Below are 13,896 nucleotides of genomic sequence, written 5' to 3'. Positions count from 1 at the left end.
GCGCGCGCGGGCCCCCCCGCGCGCCGGGGCCCCCCCCCCCCCCCCCGCGGCCCCGATCTCCCGCATCGCACCCTCCTCAGTGGCCGTCCGAAGTAGGCTGCCGGCGCCCGCGGAAAAAAGTTCGGCGGGTGTGTCGATCCACGGCCGGGTCCGTTCGACCTGTGGGTGAGCGGGCCGGGAAGACGGCCCGGACGAGGTCAGGGAGACCGGACGATGAAGTACATGCTGATCATGCGCGCGACCGACGAGGCGTTCGCGGCGATGGGCGAGATCGACTTCGACCGGATGCTGGAGACGGTCGGCAAGTACAACGACGAGCTGATCCGCGCGGGCGTGCTGGTGGCCGCCGAGGGTCTCGCCGACGCCGCCGAGGGCGTGGTGGTGGACTACTCGTCGGAGCCGCCCGTCGTGACCGACGGCCCGTACGGGGAGACGAAGGAGCTGTTCAACGGCTTCTACATCCTCAACGTGGCGTCGAAGGAAGAGGCCGTCGAGTGGGCCAGGCGGTCGCCGATCAGCGGTCCCGGGTTCAAGACCGAGATCCGCCGGGTGACCTCGATCGACGAGTTCCCGCAGGACAACGAGTGGATCCGGAAGGAACGGGCGTGGCGGGAAGCCACCGGCCAGCTCTGACGGGGTCGGCGAGCGACCCGACGGGTCGCGCCGCGGTCGCGGCGGTCTGGCGGATCGAGTCGGCGCGGATCGTCGGTGCGCTCGCGCGCTACACCGGCGATTTCGCGCTGGCCGAGGACCTGGCGCAGGAGGCGTTGGCCGAGGCGCTGGTGGGCTGGCCGCGCGACGGCGTGCCGGCCAACCCCGCGGGGTGGCTGCTCACCGTCGGCCGGCGGCGCGCGATCGACGCGTTCCGCCGGCGCTCCGCGCTGGACGAGAGGTACGCCGCCCTCGCGCACGACCTGGGCGAGGGCGACGCCACCTCCGGCGGTGCGCCCGCCGCGGCCGACGACGTGCTGTGGGACCCGGACCGGATCGACGACGACGTGCTGGCGCTGATGTTCATCTCGTGCCACCCCGTGCTGTCGCGGGAGGCCCGGGTGGCGTTGACGCTGCGCGTGGTCGGCGGTCTGACCAGCGACGAGATCGCCCGGGCGTGCCTGGTGCCGACCGCGACCGTGCAGGCGCGGATCACCCGGGCGAAGAAGACGCTCGGGGCGGCCAGGGTGCCGTTCGGGGTGCCGCCGGCGCAGGAGCGGGCGGCCCGGCTGGGCTCGGTGCTCAACGTGATCTACGTGATCTTCACCGAGGGGTCCACGGCCGGCTCCGGCGACGAGCTGATCCGGTTCGACCTCGCGGGCGAGGCCCAGCGCCTGGCCCGCGTGCTGAGCCGGTTGGTGCCCGACCAGCCCGAGGTGCTCGGCCTGCTGGCGTTGCTGGAGCTGACCGCGGCGCGGTTCCCGGCGCGCACCGGCCCGGACGGCGAGGCCGTGTTGCTGGAGCACCAGGACCGGCGGCGCTGGGACCGGTCGGCGATCCGGCGGGGACGTGCGGCGCTGGCGCGGGCCGGGCAGGTGGGCCGCGGGCTGGGCGCGTACGGCCTGCAGGCGGCGATCGCCGAGTGCCACGCCGTCGCCCCGTCGGTGGCGGAGACGAACTGGGAGCGGATCGTGCTGCTGTACGAGGCGCTCGGCCGGCTCGCGCCGTCACCGGTGGTCGACCTCAACCGGGCGGTGGCGGTCTCGATGGCGCGCGGACCGGCCGCGGCGCTGCCGATCGTGGACGACCTGGCGGGCGCGGACGCGTTGGCGAACTCGTACCTGCTGCCGAGCGTGCGCGGCGAGCTGCTGATCCGCCTGGGTCGGCCGGACGAGGCGCGGGTCGACCTGGAGCTGGCCGTGCGGCGGTGCGGCAACGAGCGGGAACGGGCGGTGCTGGAGCGCAAGCTCGCCGACCTCGGGCCACCGACGTGAGGACCGCGCTGTTCCGCCGGTAGACCGCCGGGCAGCCGTTCGAGCGGGGCGGCTCGTGCGTGGGAGCACCACCGCCACCACTCCGGCGGCTCGCGGACGGGGCCGGCGGGGCGGCCCACCTCCCGGGGGTCCGCGGGTCAGGGCTTGCCCTTGCCCGGTCCCTTGCCCTTCTCGCTCCCCTTGCCCTTGTGGGCGTGGTCGGGTATCGGGCCGGGACCGGCGGGCCGCACGTCCTCCGCGACGGGCGGCGCGACAGTGGTGGTAGCGATCACGACCTGCTCGGGCGGGTCGGCCGGGGGTGTCGTGCGCTCGACGACGGGCGTCGAGGACGGCGCGGGCGAGGACGTGGCGGGCGCGGGGCCCGGCACCAGCGCCCAGGCGACGCCCACCGCGCCGAGCAACCCCGCCGCCGACGCTACCAGCGCCTTCACCGGCACCTCCCGGCGCGGCGCCGGCACGACGTCCGGCGTCCGGTCGTCCACGTCGAGCGTCGCGTCCTCCACGTCGAGCGTCCGGTCGTCCACGTCGAGGGTGCGGTCGTCCGGGTCGAGCGTCGGGTCGTCCGCTCCGACCGCCGCGAGACCGGCGGGCACCTCGCCCGTCCGCAACACCTCGGCGCACTCGCGGGCGGTCGGTCGGCGACGGGCCGACAGGGCGGTCATCAACGACAGCAGGCGCACCAGGTCGGCGGGCAGGTCGGCGGGCACGGACGGCGGCCGGTGCAGCCTGGCGACCGCCGCCTCGACGTCGCCGCCCGTGTACTCGCGGCGACCGGTCAGGCACTCCAACAGCACCAGGCCGAACGAGTAGACGTCGGCGGGCGGGCCCACGTCGCCCCCGCGCACCTGTTCCGGAGCCAGGTAGGCCGCGGTGCCGACCAGCTGGTCGGTGCGGGTGAACCGGGTCGCGCCCGCGAGGTGCGCCAGCCCGAAGTCGGCCAGGTGGGGCGTCCCGTGGACGTCGAGCAGGATGTTGGACGGCTTGACGTCGCGGTGCACCACGCCCTGCTCGTGCACGTAGGCCAGCGCGTCGGCAAGCCGCGCGCCCAGCTCCCGCACCTCCGCCACCGACAGCGGCCCGTCGGTGATCCGGCCGCGCAGCGTGCGACCCTCCACCAGTCGCAGCACCACGAACGGCGTGCCGTCGCCGTCGCCGGCGTCGTGCACGGACACCAGGCCGGGGTGGGACAGCCGGGCGAGCGTGCGGGCCTCGTTGTCGAAGCGCCGCGCCGCGTCCACGTCGGCGTTGGGCCGGAACAGCTTGACCGCGACCTCCCGCCGCAGCACCGTGTCCCATCCGCGCCGCACCTCGGCCATACCGCCGAAGCCCAGCGTCTCGCCCAGCACGTAACGCCCGGCCAGGAGTTCGTCACTGGTGGGGAGCGACACCGGCACACCCTCCGGTCGGGGACGCAGGACACCCACAGGTGCCCGTTCGCCGTCCCGCTCAAACCACGGTCCCGGGAAGGCGGTCGTGGTCCCCACCACCCCCCGCGGGGTGGTGGGGGGGGTTGTGCTCGGCCGCCCCCCCCCCCCCCCCGCCCCGCGATCAGGCGGCCTGGGCCTGGTTGTAGAGGTTCTGGGCGTCGGCGCCGAAGTACGGGCCGAACATCCAGGTCGGGATCAGGTTGATCTTGTAGCTGTTCACCGAGTTGACCGTGCCGGTGCCCGTGGCCTCGGAGAACGAGCGGAACCACGGACCGCCGCTGGCGCCGCCGGTCATGTCGCACGTCATGCCGATGCCGTTGCTGAGGAACGCGTTGAACGTCCGCCCGCTGCAGTAGACGAGCTTCGTGCCGTCGTAGGGCGCGGCGGCCGGGTAGCCGAACGCGTACATGTCGGCGGCGCGCGTCTGGTTGAACGCGATGCCCTGCGCGCCGACGACGTCGGTGAGGCTCTGCCCGTTGAGCTGGTTGACGACGATCGCGCCGATGTCGTAGTTGATGTCCTCGCTCGCGTGCCACTGCGGTGTGGCGAACGTGGCGCGGGCGGTCCACGTGCCGTACGGGGCGTTGCCGTTGTCGTAGGCCGGGACGAACGCGACGTTGGTGTGGTACGCGCCGTCGAGCTTCACGCAGTGCCCGGCCGTGATGACCGTGCTCTTGTTCCCGCTGGTGACGGCGTTGCCGCTGCACGAGGCGTTGCGGCCCTGGTAGGTGAAGAACACCCGGCCGGCCGTCGAGACGACCCTGCCGCCGCCGGTCCACGCGCTGCCGCCGTTGGGGATGGCCAGCGGTGCGATGGTGACGGGTTCGCCCGCCGGCACGTCGGCGCGCAGTGCGGAGGCGGAGGCCGCGCGCAGGTCGAGCGGGACGGCGGCGCGCATCCGCTCCGGGGTCCAGTACCCGCCGGGTGCGACGGCTTGGGCCGGCTGGACGCTGATCAGCGACAACGTCAACGCGCTCGCGAGGGTGACGAGCCGTTGCACAGCACGGTTTATGATCTTCCACCTTTCGTGGGTCGATCAATGGCAGGGTCCGTGAGGAGGAAATTACTCAGCGCAACGCCCAGTGGTGTCCGACAAACGGGTGAGCATGGCTTTCACCGGAGGAGTCCCGACCACCGGAATAACCCGGACGAGTGAGAGACTGCGGGCCAACCGGAGCGCAGGGGGACGATGATGCTCTCGCAGGCGACGAACGCGCTGCACATGCACCAGAAGGTCACCTTCATGGTGAACCGCTACGAGATCTTCGCCGACGACAACGGCGAGCCCGGCCCGCTCGTCGCGTTCGTCGAGCAGAAGCGGATGGCGTTCAAGGAGCAGGTGACCATCTACACCGACGCCGGCAAGGGCCAGGTGCTCGCCGGGTTCCGCGCGCGCAAGGTGATCGACCTGGGCAGCGGCTACGACGTGACGGACGGGGCCGGGCGGCCCATCGGCCAGTTCCGCAAGGACTTCGGCAAGTCGCTGACCAACTCCACCTGGCACCTCGACCAGCCGGGCGCGCCGACGGCCACCGGCAGCGAGCGCAACGCGGGTCTCGCGATCCTGCGCCGGGTGTGGGGCTTCCTGCCGTTCGTGAACAACGTGCCGTTCCCGTTCCGCTACCACTTCGACTTCGTGCGCGGCGGGCAGCCCGTGTTCAGCGTCGACAAGAAGACCTGGGTGCGGGACCACTACCTGATCCGGATCGCCGACCCGCACGTCGACCGCCGCCTGGTGATCGCGCAGGCCGTGGCGGTGGACGCGCTCCAGTCGCGGTAGGACAAATCCGCCGTACAACCGGTTCCCCCGGCCTCCGGCGCGGGTCGGGGGCCGGTGCGGCGGCGCTGCTTGCGCATGATCGAAGCTCGCCTACCTCCGGCTACCGCGCGGGCGGGTCGTCGATCGCCCACGGGGTGAGCAAGGCGGGTCGTGGACGGCGGCGAGCACGTCGTCTACCAGGCGCTACGGCACGTAGACCTGACCGGTTTGCGCGCCCTCGACCGACCTGACGTAGGCCCGTGCGACGTCGGCCAGGTCGACCGGGGCCATGCCGGGGAAGAAGTCGCCGTAGTCGTCCAGGCTCTCGGTGAAGACGGTCGGGCTGACCGCGTTGACCCGCAGAGGCGCGATCTCGACGGCCGCCGCCCGCACGAACGCCTCCACCGCACCGTTGGCCAGGGACGACGCGCTGCCGGACGGGACGGGTTCGCGCGCCAGCACACCCGTGATCAGGGTGAACGAGCCGCGTTCGGCGACCCGGCCGATGCCCTGCCGGACCAGTTCGACCTGGCTCAGCACCTTGCCCCGGAACCCGGCCTCGTAGTCGGCCGCGGTCATCTCGGTGATCGGCTTCCACGGCACGTCGCCCGCCGCGCCGACCACCGCGTCGACCCGGCCGACGCGGTCGTACAGCTCGGTGACCTGGGCCGGGTCGGCGACGTCGTAGCGGAGGTCGCCGCTGGAGCGGCCGACGGTGACGACCTCGTGGCCGCGTCCGGCGAGGGCGGTGTGGACGGCCGAGCCGAGCGTGCCGCCGGCTCCGACGAGCAGGATTCTCATGCGGTCACGCTAGAGCGGTCGCCGGCGCGGTGCCGCTCAGCCCCAGACCGGCAGCCACGCCTGCCACCGGGCCTCCTCGCAGGAGTCGGTGCGGCGGAACTCGGCGGTCACGGGGACGCCGAACAGCAGACCGGAGACCTTGGCGCGTTCCGGGCCGTAGACGACGTCGCGGCAGTTCGTCGTCGGCGGCACGGGCTTGACCGCCTCCGGGGTCGTGCGGATCGCCTCGCAGGCCGCCTTGGGCCGGGGGTGCGTGCCGCCGTCCGGGTCGCAGGTGAGCTGGTACTGGCGGACGGCCGAGCCGAGGGGGTCGTGGACGGTGATGGTCAGGTCGGCGGTGGCGGCCGGGGCCGCTGCGGCGGATGAGGCGGAGGCGGGCGCGGCGGCGAGCGCGGCGGCGATGGCCAGTGCGGGGAGCAACCGGGAGACGGACATGGTCGTGTCCTCCGAGTGATCGACGGTGATCAGCTGGAACCCGAACCGGTGGCGGACGGCAACGGTGTGTCGCCCAGTGTGCCAAGGATTCACACCCGCGCGGTCTGCCGTTCGCCCGCGGGGCATCCGTCATGCGGACCGGCCCGCGCCCTCCTACGGTCGGGACAGCGAAGACGGAAGGGGTGCGCATGACGCGGTTGACCGCCGGGTTGCTCGCGCGGGCCAAGCGGTGGTCCGCCTCAGTCGGTCGCGCGCCGGGGCGGCGGCTCGGCGTGGCGCGCACCTTCGCCGACCCGGCCGGGCAGCCGTGATCGACCGCAAGGCCGTGCGGGTCGTGGGTCCCGCCGGTCGCACGCGGTTCGAGGGGGACGTGCCGACGGTGGTCGTGGTCGGCGCGGGCATCGCCGGGCTGGCCGCCGCGACGATCCTCGGCGAGCGCGGCGCGCGGGTCGTCGTGTGCGAGCGCGAGGAGCACCTCGGCGGGCGGGTGGGCGGCTGGCCCACCGAACTCGCGGACGGCAGCCGGGTCACCATGACCCGGGGCTTCCACGCGTTCTTCCGGCAGTACTACAACCTGCGCGCGTTGCTGCGCCGGGTCGACCCCGGCGGCCGAGCGCTGGTCGGCCTGCCGGACTACCCGCTGTGGCACCCCGGCGGCCACCGCGACGGGTTCGCCGGGCTCCCCACGACCCCGCCCTGGAACGCGCTGGCCTTCCTGCGCCGCAGCCCGACGTTCCGCTGGCCGGACCTGCGGTCGGTGGACGCGCGGGCGGCGTTGCCGCTGCTGGACGTGTCGGTGCCGGGCGTCTACCGGGAGCTGGACGGGCTGGACGCGGCGACGTACCTGGAGCGGATCCGCTTCCCCGAGTCCGCGCACGCGCTGGCGTTCGAGGTGTTCTCCCGCAGCTTCTTCGCCCACCCGGGCCACATGTCGGCGGCCGAGCTGGCGCTGATGTTCCACGTCTACTTCCTCGGCTCGGCGGAGGGCCTGCTGTTCGACGTCGCCGCCGACCCGTTCCCGCACGGCCTGTGGGAGCCGCTGGGCCGCCACCTCGCCGCGCTGGGGGTGGACGTGCGCCGGGGCGTCGAGGTGCGGTCCGTGCAACCGGGCGGTGCCAGGCGGTTCGCGGTGGAGGTGGGCGGCGACCGGCTCGACGCGGACGCCGTCGTGCTGGCCGCGGACGTGCCGGGTCTGCGCCGCGTCGTCGCCGCGTCGCCCCGGCTGGGCGATGCGGCCTGGCGGGCGCGGATCGCCGCGCTGCGGACCGCGCCGCCGTTCCTGGTGTCGCGGTACTGGCTCGACCGGCCGGTGGATCCGGACCGGCCGGGGTTCCTGGGCACGAGCGGCTACGGCTTGCTGGACAACGTGAGCGTGCTGGACCACTACGAGCACGAGGCGCGGGCGTGGGCCGCGCGCACCGGCGGCTCGGTGGTGGAGCTGCACGGGTACGCGCTGCCCGCGGACGAGCCCGATCCCCGGGTCCGGCTGTGGGAGTCGCTGACCGAGGTCTACCCGGAGACCAAGCGGGCCGTCGTCGTGGACGAGCGGCACGAGCTGCGGGCCGACTGCCCGCTGTTCCCGGCGGGCGGGTTCGCCCACCGGCCGACCGTGCGGACCCCGGACGACTTCCTCGTGCTGGCGGGCGACCTGGTGCGGATCGACCTGCCGGTCGCGCTGATGGAACGGGCGGCGACCACGGGGTTCGCCGCGGCGAACCGGTTGCTGGGCCGGTGGGGCGTGGCGGGGACGGATTTGTGGAGCGTGCCGACCACCGGCCGGGTGCCGGCGCTGCGCGCGGTCGCCCGCCGCTGGGGGCGGACGCCGTCCCGGACGGGGGATGCGCGACCCGGGCGGTGATCGCGGTGGGCGGCCGGGAAGGCCGCGCCGGCGGGGAGCTGAACGCGACCGGGGACCAAGCCGCCGCCGAACGGACCTCGGCAACCGGGAGCCGGGCCGCCGGGCGGTAGCCGGAGGCGGCCAGGTGGCGACGAGTCGTGGCGATCCCGCACCGCCGGCGCGATCGATCACCCGTCCGGGACCGCCCTCCACTCGGGCGTCCCTCGCGCCCTAGACGTGCGCCTGGTCCACGATCAGGCGCACGGCGTCCGGCAACGTGGGCGGCCGGCGCACGGCGTCGGGCAGCGGGACGTCGTCCCAGCCCGGTCCGGCGACCGCGAGGACGGCGGTGGTGCGGCGGCACAGGTCCTCGATCGGCACGGTGGCGGCCAGGTCGGGGTGGTGCGCCCAGATCACCGCCACGGCGGGCCGCAGCCGGTCCAGCGCGTCGCACAGCGCGGGCACCGGGACCCGCGCCCCGAGGCTGCGCCACGAGCAGGACTCCTCGGACAGCGCCGCGCCCAGCGCCTCCAGCGCCAGCGTGTGCTGCTCGTCCGGCGCGCACGACAGCAGGGCGGCCAGCGTGCCGGTGCCGCCCGCGTGCGGCACCGCGCGCAGCGCGTGCAGCAGGCCGGTGCTGGCCACGTGCTCGACCTCGACGCCCGAGCCGCGTCGGTGCACCCGTTCGCCCAGCTCGACCAAGAACGGCGACAGCACCGCCTGCCACGCCGCCACGACGCCGTGCGCGCCGATCAGGTCGGCCGCGAGCCGGCGCACCCCCGGCTCGTCCAGCCGGTCGGCGGCGGTGAGGACACCGCGCCGGGCCGCCTTGGCGGTGGCCGCGGTGAGCGCCGGGCGGGTCGGTTCGGGACGGGCCGTCGTCGGCTGTCGCGCCTGCTCGGCGGCCTGGGCCGGGGCGACGCCCCGCGCGGTGAGGGCGACCATGCGCCGCAACTGCTCGACCTCGTCGTCGCGGTAGCGGCGGTGCCCACCGGCGGTGCGCCCGGAGGGCCCCAGCCCGTAGCGCTGGTCCCACGTGCGGAGCGTGGTGGGCGAGATGCCGAGCATCGCCGCGACCGCGCGGGGTGTCCAGCTCATCGCACTCCGGGCCCGTTCCCTGGCACGCTCACTTCCTGGCGCGCTCGGAGAGCATAGCCCTCAACTCGCTCTCGCCGAGGCCGCCCCAGATGCCGAACGTCTCGTGCACCTCCAGCGCGTGCTCCCGGCACTGCCGCATCACCGGGCAGCGTTGGCAGATCGCCTTGGCCGCCGCCTCCCGCTGCTCGCGGGCCGACCCGCGTTCGTTGGGCGTGTGGAAGAAGTACGCGCTGTCCATGCCGCGGCACAAGCCGGACAGCTGCCAGTCCCAGGACTCGGCGACCGGGCGGGGCAGGCGGGAGAGCTCGGGCATGGCGCACGTCCTCTGCGAGTCGACAACGCTGGTCCACCCATCCTAAATTCGACTCAGAATCGCTTCAACTTGAGCGCCGTCAGCCCGGCAACGACCCCTTGGCGCGCAGCGCGTACCGGCGCTCGGCGTAGGCCAGGTCGTCGCGCCACAGCCGCGCGGCGACCCGGCGCATCAGCGGCCGGATGACCGGTGCGGCGTGCCTGACCAGCGCGAACCCCGGTCGCTCCGACTGCGCGATGGTCGCCTCCACGACCGCCGTGCGGCCCTGGTCCAGCGGGGTGGCGTGGGTCTCGACCACGCTGCCCTCCCCCTCCCCCGAGACGATCCGCATGACGACCGTCCGCGGCTCGGGGCAGTCGAACTCGGCCGTCACCGGCACGCCGAGCCGGCCCGCGACCCGGAACGTCACCTCGACCAGGAACCGGTCGTCCTCCTCGGTCGGCGTCTCCAGCACCCGCAGGTTCGCGAACGAGTACGGGTGGAACCACGCGCCGTGCCACGGGTCCAGCCGGTTGGCCACCACGTCCTCCGGCTCGCAGCGGCCGACCAGGGACGCGACCGCGTCCACCGCGCCGCCGGCGGGGCGCGCCGGCAGCACCGGCTCGGGCAGCGGTTCCTCGCCGCCCACGTCGTCCAGCCGCACCCACACCAGGACGCCGTCGTCGTGCGCGGGGTACGGGCTCCACCCGCCGAACCGCCCGCCGCCCAGCGCGAGCCCGTGCCAGCGGCAGACCAGCTCCCCGCCGGCGACCGCGCCGTCGCACAGCGGCGCGCCGAGGTGCGGGCACGCCCCGGGACCGGCCAGCAGCACGCCACCGGGTCCGCGCCACAGCACGACCTCGCGCCCGGCGACGGTCCGGCCGAGCGGCGCGTCGCGCCCGACGTCGCGGCTCGCGCCGACGACGAACCAGTTGCCGGACGGCCGGGCGGTGGCGCGTTTCAACGCGGCCTCGATGAGCGCCGGCTTCGCGTCCCGCCAGGTCGGTTCCTGGTTGGACCACGCCGGACTGGTGAAGGTGCGCAGCGGCGAACGCTTCGGCATCTCTCTCCTCGGGGATCAGGCGGCGCGGGCGAGCACGGCCTTGGCGAACGCGGGCAGCGCCACGGCGAGCCGCCTGCCGTGGGACACCACGACGCGCCGGGACAGCACGTCGGCGCCGGCCTCCTCGACCAGGTCGAGGATCCGGCCGTACAGCCGGTACGCGGTGCTGACGCAGGTCCGCGACCGGGGCGCGAGCAACGCGATACCCGGCACGGCCCGCGCGTAGACCTCGCGGGCGCGGGCGACCTGGTCGCGCAGCGCCGCCGCGACCCGGTCGTCCGCCCGACCGGTGGCCCGCGCGTGCGCCAGCCGGTCGCGGTCCACGCCGAACGCGGCCAGCTCGTCGGCGGGCAGGTACACCCGGCCGCGGTCGAGGTCCTCGCCGACGTCGCGCAGGAAGTTGGTGAGCTGGAAGGCGATCCCGAGCGCGGCGGCGGCCGGCTCCGCCTCCTCCCTCGGCCCGACCGTGCCGAGCACCGGCAGCACCTGAAGGCCGATGACCGCCGCCGAGCCGTGCACGTACCGGGACAGCTCGGCCCGCGTCGCGTAGTCGGTCACGGTCAGGTCCATCCGCATGGACGCCAGGAAGTCGCGGAAGTGCTCCGCCGGGATGTCGTACCGGCGCACGGTGTCGGCGAGCGCGACCACGACCGGCTCGACCGCCCGGTCCCCTGCGACCACCACCGAGCCGGCGGCCGTGCCGCGATCCGACGCGGGCACGACCCGGTCGGCCGCTGCGGCGCGATCCGACGCGGGCGTGACCCGGTCGGCGGCCGTGCCGCGGTCCGCCGCGGGCGTGACCGGTTGGCGATCGGTCCGGGCGGCGAGGTCCGGCCGTGCGCGTCGGCGAGGTCCGCGTCGGCCGGCGGCATCGGTGAGCGCGGACGTGAGGGCGGCGTCGGCCGCCGCCAGGCCCGCGACCTTCTCCTCCAGCCCACTGTGGAGGTCGTCCACGATGTCGTCCACCCACCGCGCGAACCCGTACAGCGCGTGCACGGCGGGCCGCTGCCCGGGGCCGAGCATCCGCGTGGCGAGGTAGTACGTCCGGCCGTGCGCGGCGTTGAGCGCCCGGCACCGCCGGTACGCCTCGCGCAACGACGGTTCGGTGATGCCGGCGGCATCCAGTTCCCGCTCAGCGGACATGCGTCGGCGTCCTCTCCCGTGACGGCACTGCGCTCACGCTAGGTCGGCCCCGGTCGCTTCGCATGACCAGTGCGCTCGTTGTGCGGACCCCGCGCGGCGCTGCTTAGCTCCAACCACGACATCCCGGACACCACGAGGGGGCGACGCATGTCGCTGTTGGCCGACCTGGACCCCGGCACGTCCACGTCCCCGGCTCCCGACGAGTTCACCGCGCGGTTCGCGGCCGCGCTCGACGACTTCTTCCGGACCCGCCCGCCGGTCGACGCCGCCCGCGAGCTGGTGGACGAGCTGCACGCGCTGGTCCTGGCCGGCGGCAAGCGGATCCGGCCGGCGTTCGCGTGGTGGGGGTGGCGCGCCGCCGGTGGCGAGGTGCGCGGCGACGCGGCCGAGGCGACCGTGCGCGCGCTGGTGGCGTTGGAGCTGTTGCAGTGCTGCGCGCTCGTCCACGACGACGTGATGGACCGCTCGGAGACCCGGCGGGGCCGGCCGGCGGCGCACGAGGCGTTCGCCGCACAGCACCGCCGGCGCCGGTGGGCGGGCAGCGCGCGCCGGCACGGCGACAGCGCCGCGATCCTGGTCGGCGACCTGGCGCTGGCCTGGGCGGACGACGCGCTGGTCACCGCCGGGCTGTCCCCGGCGGCCCTGCAACGGGCCTGGCGGCCGTGGCAGGCGATGCGGACGGAGATGATGGCCGGGCAGCACCTGGACCTGCGCGCGACCGCCGGCCGGGACGGTTCGCTGGAGGGCGCGTTGCGCGTCGCCGCCCTGAAGACCGCCGCGTACACCGTCGAACGGCCGCTGCACCTCGGCGCGGCCCTCGCCGACGCGCCGCCGGACGTGATCGCGTGCCTGCGCGCGTTCGGGCAGGACGTCGGCGTGGCGTTCCAGCTGCGGGACGACCTGATCGGCGTGTTCGGCGACAGCGAGGTGACCGGCAAGCCCGTCGGCGGCGACCTGCGCGAGGGCAAGCGGACCCCGCTGATGGCGCTCGCGGTGGCGCACGCCACGGCGGCGGGCGACCACGCCGCGGTGCGGACGCTCTCGCGCTGCCTCGGCGGCGCGCCGGTGACGGAGGAGCTGGTGTCCGCCGCACGGGCGCTGCTGGTCGACCTCGGCGCGGTCGAGGCCGTGGAGGGGCACATCGACGCGCTGACCGCGAGCGGTCTCGCCGCGCTCGACCGGGCCGACGTGGACGAGGTGGCCCGCGCGCGGTTGAGGCGCCTGGCGGTCCGCGCCGTCCGGCGTCACGGCTGAGGGGGAGGACACCGTGGTGCGCGTGGTGCGCGGCCGGACGGATTCGGTGGTGGTGGTCGGCGCGGGGCTGTCGGGTCTGTCGGCCGCGCTGCACCTGCGCGGCGCCGGGCACGAGGTGACGGTGCTGGAGCAGCACGCCCACCCCGGCGGACTGGCGGGCCGGCTGGACGTGGCCGGGCACCGCATCGACACCGGGCCGACCGTGCTGACCATGCCCGACCTGCTGGACGAGGCGTTCGCGGCGGTCGGCCGGCGGCTGGCCGACCACCTCGACCTGGTGCCGCTGCACCCGGCGTACCGGGCGCGGTTCGCCGACGGCAGCACGCTCGACGTCCACACCGACGCGGCCGCGATGGAGGAGGCGGTGCGCGAGCTGGCCGGTGACCGGGAGGCGCGCGGCTACCGGGCGCTGCGCTCCTGGCTCACGCGGCTCTACCGGGTGGAGCGCGACCGGTTCATCGGCTCGGCCTTCGACTCGCCCCTCGACCTGGTCGGCCGCGACCTCCTCGCGCTCGCCCGGCTCGGCGGCTTCGGGTCGCTGTCGCGGGCGGTCGGCCGGTTCGTGCACGACGACCGGCTGCGCCGCGTCTTCACGTTCCAGGCCCTCTACGCCGGGGTGTCGCCGGCCGACGCGCTCGCGGCGTACGGCGTGATCGCCTACATGGACGCGGTGGCCGGCGTCTGGTTCCCGCGCGGCGGCATGCGGGCGGTGCCCCGGGCCCTCGCGGACGCGGCGGAGGCGGCGGGCGTGCGGTTCCACTACGGCGCCGGGGTGCGGGAGCTGGAACGCGCCGGCGCGCGCGTGACCGCGGTCCGCACGGCGACCGACCGCTTCCCGTGCGACGCAGTGGTTATCGCGACC

Annotated in this window: 15 protein-coding genes; 7 read left to right on the top strand and 8 right to left on the bottom strand. The window is 75.1% G+C overall.

Features of this window, described 5'->3' with window-relative positions; all coding sequences use genetic code 11:
* Positions 1-213 precede the first annotated feature (213 nt).
* Positions 214-633 carry a YciI family protein gene (locus ACFXGA_RS22400; RefSeq protein ID WP_378090760.1) on the top strand — a complete coding sequence of 140 codons (420 nt, stop codon included), beginning with the start codon at positions 214-216 and terminating at the stop codon, positions 631-633.
* Entirely contained in the window at positions 630-1,925 is a 1,296-nt protein-coding gene (locus ACFXGA_RS22395) for an RNA polymerase sigma factor (protein WP_378090787.1), read from the top strand. The genes ACFXGA_RS22400 and ACFXGA_RS22395 overlap by 4 nt, the downstream gene beginning before the upstream one ends.
* Positions 1,926-2,062: 137 nt before the next feature.
* Here ACFXGA_RS22395 and ACFXGA_RS22390 read toward each other — a convergent pair whose 3' ends face one another.
* Both ACFXGA_RS22390 and ACFXGA_RS22385 read right to left on the bottom strand, forming a co-directional pair.
* Positions 2,063-3,313: a protein kinase gene (locus ACFXGA_RS22390; protein ID WP_378090759.1), complete on the bottom strand. Its 1,251-nt coding sequence runs from the start codon at positions 3,311-3,313 to the stop codon at positions 2,063-2,065.
* A 160-nt stretch (positions 3,314-3,473) separates the two neighbouring features.
* Positions 3,474-4,364 (bottom strand): trypsin-like serine peptidase, encoded by an 891-nt coding sequence (locus tag ACFXGA_RS22385; protein WP_378090786.1) that lies wholly within the window; start codon positions 4,362-4,364, stop codon positions 3,474-3,476.
* 180 nt (positions 4,365-4,544) lie between these two features.
* Here ACFXGA_RS22385 and ACFXGA_RS22380 point away from each other — a divergent pair, with 180 nt between their 5' ends.
* Entirely contained in the window at positions 4,545-5,132 is a 588-nt protein-coding gene (locus tag ACFXGA_RS22380) for a hypothetical protein (protein ID WP_378090758.1), read from the top strand.
* A gap of 183 nt (positions 5,133-5,315) precedes the next feature.
* On the opposite strand, the gene ACFXGA_RS22375 is transcribed toward ACFXGA_RS22380, so the two are convergent.
* Both ACFXGA_RS22375 and ACFXGA_RS22370 read right to left on the bottom strand, forming a co-directional pair.
* Positions 5,316-5,912 (bottom strand): short chain dehydrogenase, encoded by a 597-nt coding sequence (locus tag ACFXGA_RS22375; RefSeq protein ID WP_378090757.1) that lies wholly within the window; start codon positions 5,910-5,912, stop codon positions 5,316-5,318.
* 36 nt (positions 5,913-5,948) lie between these two features.
* Positions 5,949-6,347, bottom strand: a complete 399-nt coding sequence (locus tag ACFXGA_RS22370) for an SSI family serine proteinase inhibitor (protein WP_378090756.1) — start codon at positions 6,345-6,347, stop codon at positions 5,949-5,951.
* A 188-nt stretch (positions 6,348-6,535) separates the two neighbouring features.
* On the opposite strand from ACFXGA_RS22370, the gene ACFXGA_RS22365 reads away from it, so the two are divergent.
* Complete coding sequence (locus ACFXGA_RS22365; RefSeq protein WP_378090755.1) at positions 6,536-6,658, top strand: hypothetical protein; 123 nt, start codon at positions 6,536-6,538, stop codon at positions 6,656-6,658.
* Positions 6,655-8,205, top strand: coding sequence for an FAD-dependent oxidoreductase (locus ACFXGA_RS22360; RefSeq protein WP_378090754.1), 1,551 nt, complete (start codon positions 6,655-6,657; stop codon positions 8,203-8,205). The genes ACFXGA_RS22365 and ACFXGA_RS22360 overlap by 4 nt, the downstream gene beginning before the upstream one ends.
* A 210-nt stretch (positions 8,206-8,415) precedes the next feature.
* On the opposite strand, the gene ACFXGA_RS22355 is transcribed toward ACFXGA_RS22360, so the two are convergent.
* From ACFXGA_RS22355 to ACFXGA_RS22340, 4 genes are all read right to left on the bottom strand, one after another.
* Positions 8,416-9,282, bottom strand: coding sequence for a MerR family transcriptional regulator (locus ACFXGA_RS22355; protein ID WP_378090753.1), 867 nt, complete (start codon positions 9,280-9,282; stop codon positions 8,416-8,418).
* 28 nt (positions 9,283-9,310) lie between these two features.
* Positions 9,311-9,595 carry a WhiB family transcriptional regulator gene (locus ACFXGA_RS22350; protein WP_378090752.1) on the bottom strand — a complete coding sequence of 95 codons (285 nt, stop codon included), beginning with the start codon at positions 9,593-9,595 and terminating at the stop codon, positions 9,311-9,313.
* Between the two features lie 79 nt (positions 9,596-9,674).
* Positions 9,675-10,637 carry a DUF5914 domain-containing protein gene (locus tag ACFXGA_RS22345; protein WP_378090751.1) on the bottom strand — a complete coding sequence of 321 codons (963 nt, stop codon included), beginning with the start codon at positions 10,635-10,637 and terminating at the stop codon, positions 9,675-9,677.
* Between the two features lie 15 nt (positions 10,638-10,652).
* Positions 10,653-11,780, bottom strand: a complete 1,128-nt coding sequence (locus ACFXGA_RS22340) for a phytoene/squalene synthase family protein (protein ID WP_378090750.1) — start codon at positions 11,778-11,780, stop codon at positions 10,653-10,655.
* 147 nt (positions 11,781-11,927) lie between these two features.
* On the opposite strand from ACFXGA_RS22340, the gene ACFXGA_RS22335 reads away from it, so the two are divergent.
* The gene (locus ACFXGA_RS22335) at positions 11,928-13,034 is read left to right on the top strand and encodes a polyprenyl synthetase family protein (protein WP_378090749.1); all 1,107 of its coding nucleotides are present in this window, start codon (positions 11,928-11,930) and stop codon (positions 13,032-13,034) included.
* A gap of 16 nt (positions 13,035-13,050) precedes the next feature.
* The coding region (gene crtI / locus ACFXGA_RS22330; RefSeq protein WP_378090784.1) for a phytoene desaturase family protein at positions 13,051-13,896 on the top strand (846 nt) is incomplete at its 3' end.

Origin of the sequence: Actinosynnema sp. NPDC059335 (genome assembly GCF_042752395.1) — a bacterium.
Classification (GTDB): domain Bacteria; phylum Actinomycetota; class Actinomycetes; order Mycobacteriales; family Pseudonocardiaceae; genus Actinosynnema.
The sequence above is the reverse complement of the archived record's forward strand: the minus strand, read 5'-3'. Positions and strand labels throughout refer to the sequence as shown.

What these genes read in the sequence shown, in the direction of transcription:
- ACFXGA_RS22370 (WP_378090756.1), bottom strand. Translation starts at nt 6,347, where the DNA reads ATGTCCGTCTCCCGGTTGCTCCCCGCACTGGCCATCGCCGCCGCGCTC.
- ACFXGA_RS22350 (WP_378090752.1), bottom strand. Translation starts at nt 9,595, where the DNA reads ATGCCCGAGCTCTCCCGCCTGCCCCGCCCGGTCGCCGAGTCCTGGGAC.
- ACFXGA_RS22400 (WP_378090760.1), top strand. Translation starts at nt 214, where the DNA reads ATGAAGTACATGCTGATCATGCGCGCGACCGACGAGGCGTTCGCGGCG.
- ACFXGA_RS22345 (WP_378090751.1), bottom strand. Translation starts at nt 10,637, where the DNA reads ATGCCGAAGCGTTCGCCGCTGCGCACCTTCACCAGTCCGGCGTGGTCC.
- ACFXGA_RS22340 (WP_378090750.1), bottom strand. Translation starts at nt 11,780, where the DNA reads ATGTCCGCTGAGCGGGAACTGGATGCCGCCGGCATCACCGAACCGTCG.
- ACFXGA_RS22380 (WP_378090758.1), top strand. Translation starts at nt 4,545, where the DNA reads ATGCTCTCGCAGGCGACGAACGCGCTGCACATGCACCAGAAGGTCACC.
- ACFXGA_RS22355 (WP_378090753.1), bottom strand. Translation starts at nt 9,282, where the DNA reads ATGAGCTGGACACCCCGCGCGGTCGCGGCGATGCTCGGCATCTCGCCC.
- ACFXGA_RS22335 (WP_378090749.1), top strand. Translation starts at nt 11,928, where the DNA reads ATGTCGCTGTTGGCCGACCTGGACCCCGGCACGTCCACGTCCCCGGCT.
- ACFXGA_RS22375 (WP_378090757.1), bottom strand. Translation starts at nt 5,912, where the DNA reads ATGAGAATCCTGCTCGTCGGAGCCGGCGGCACGCTCGGCTCGGCCGTC.
- ACFXGA_RS22365 (WP_378090755.1), top strand. Translation starts at nt 6,536, where the DNA reads ATGACGCGGTTGACCGCCGGGTTGCTCGCGCGGGCCAAGCGGTGGTCC.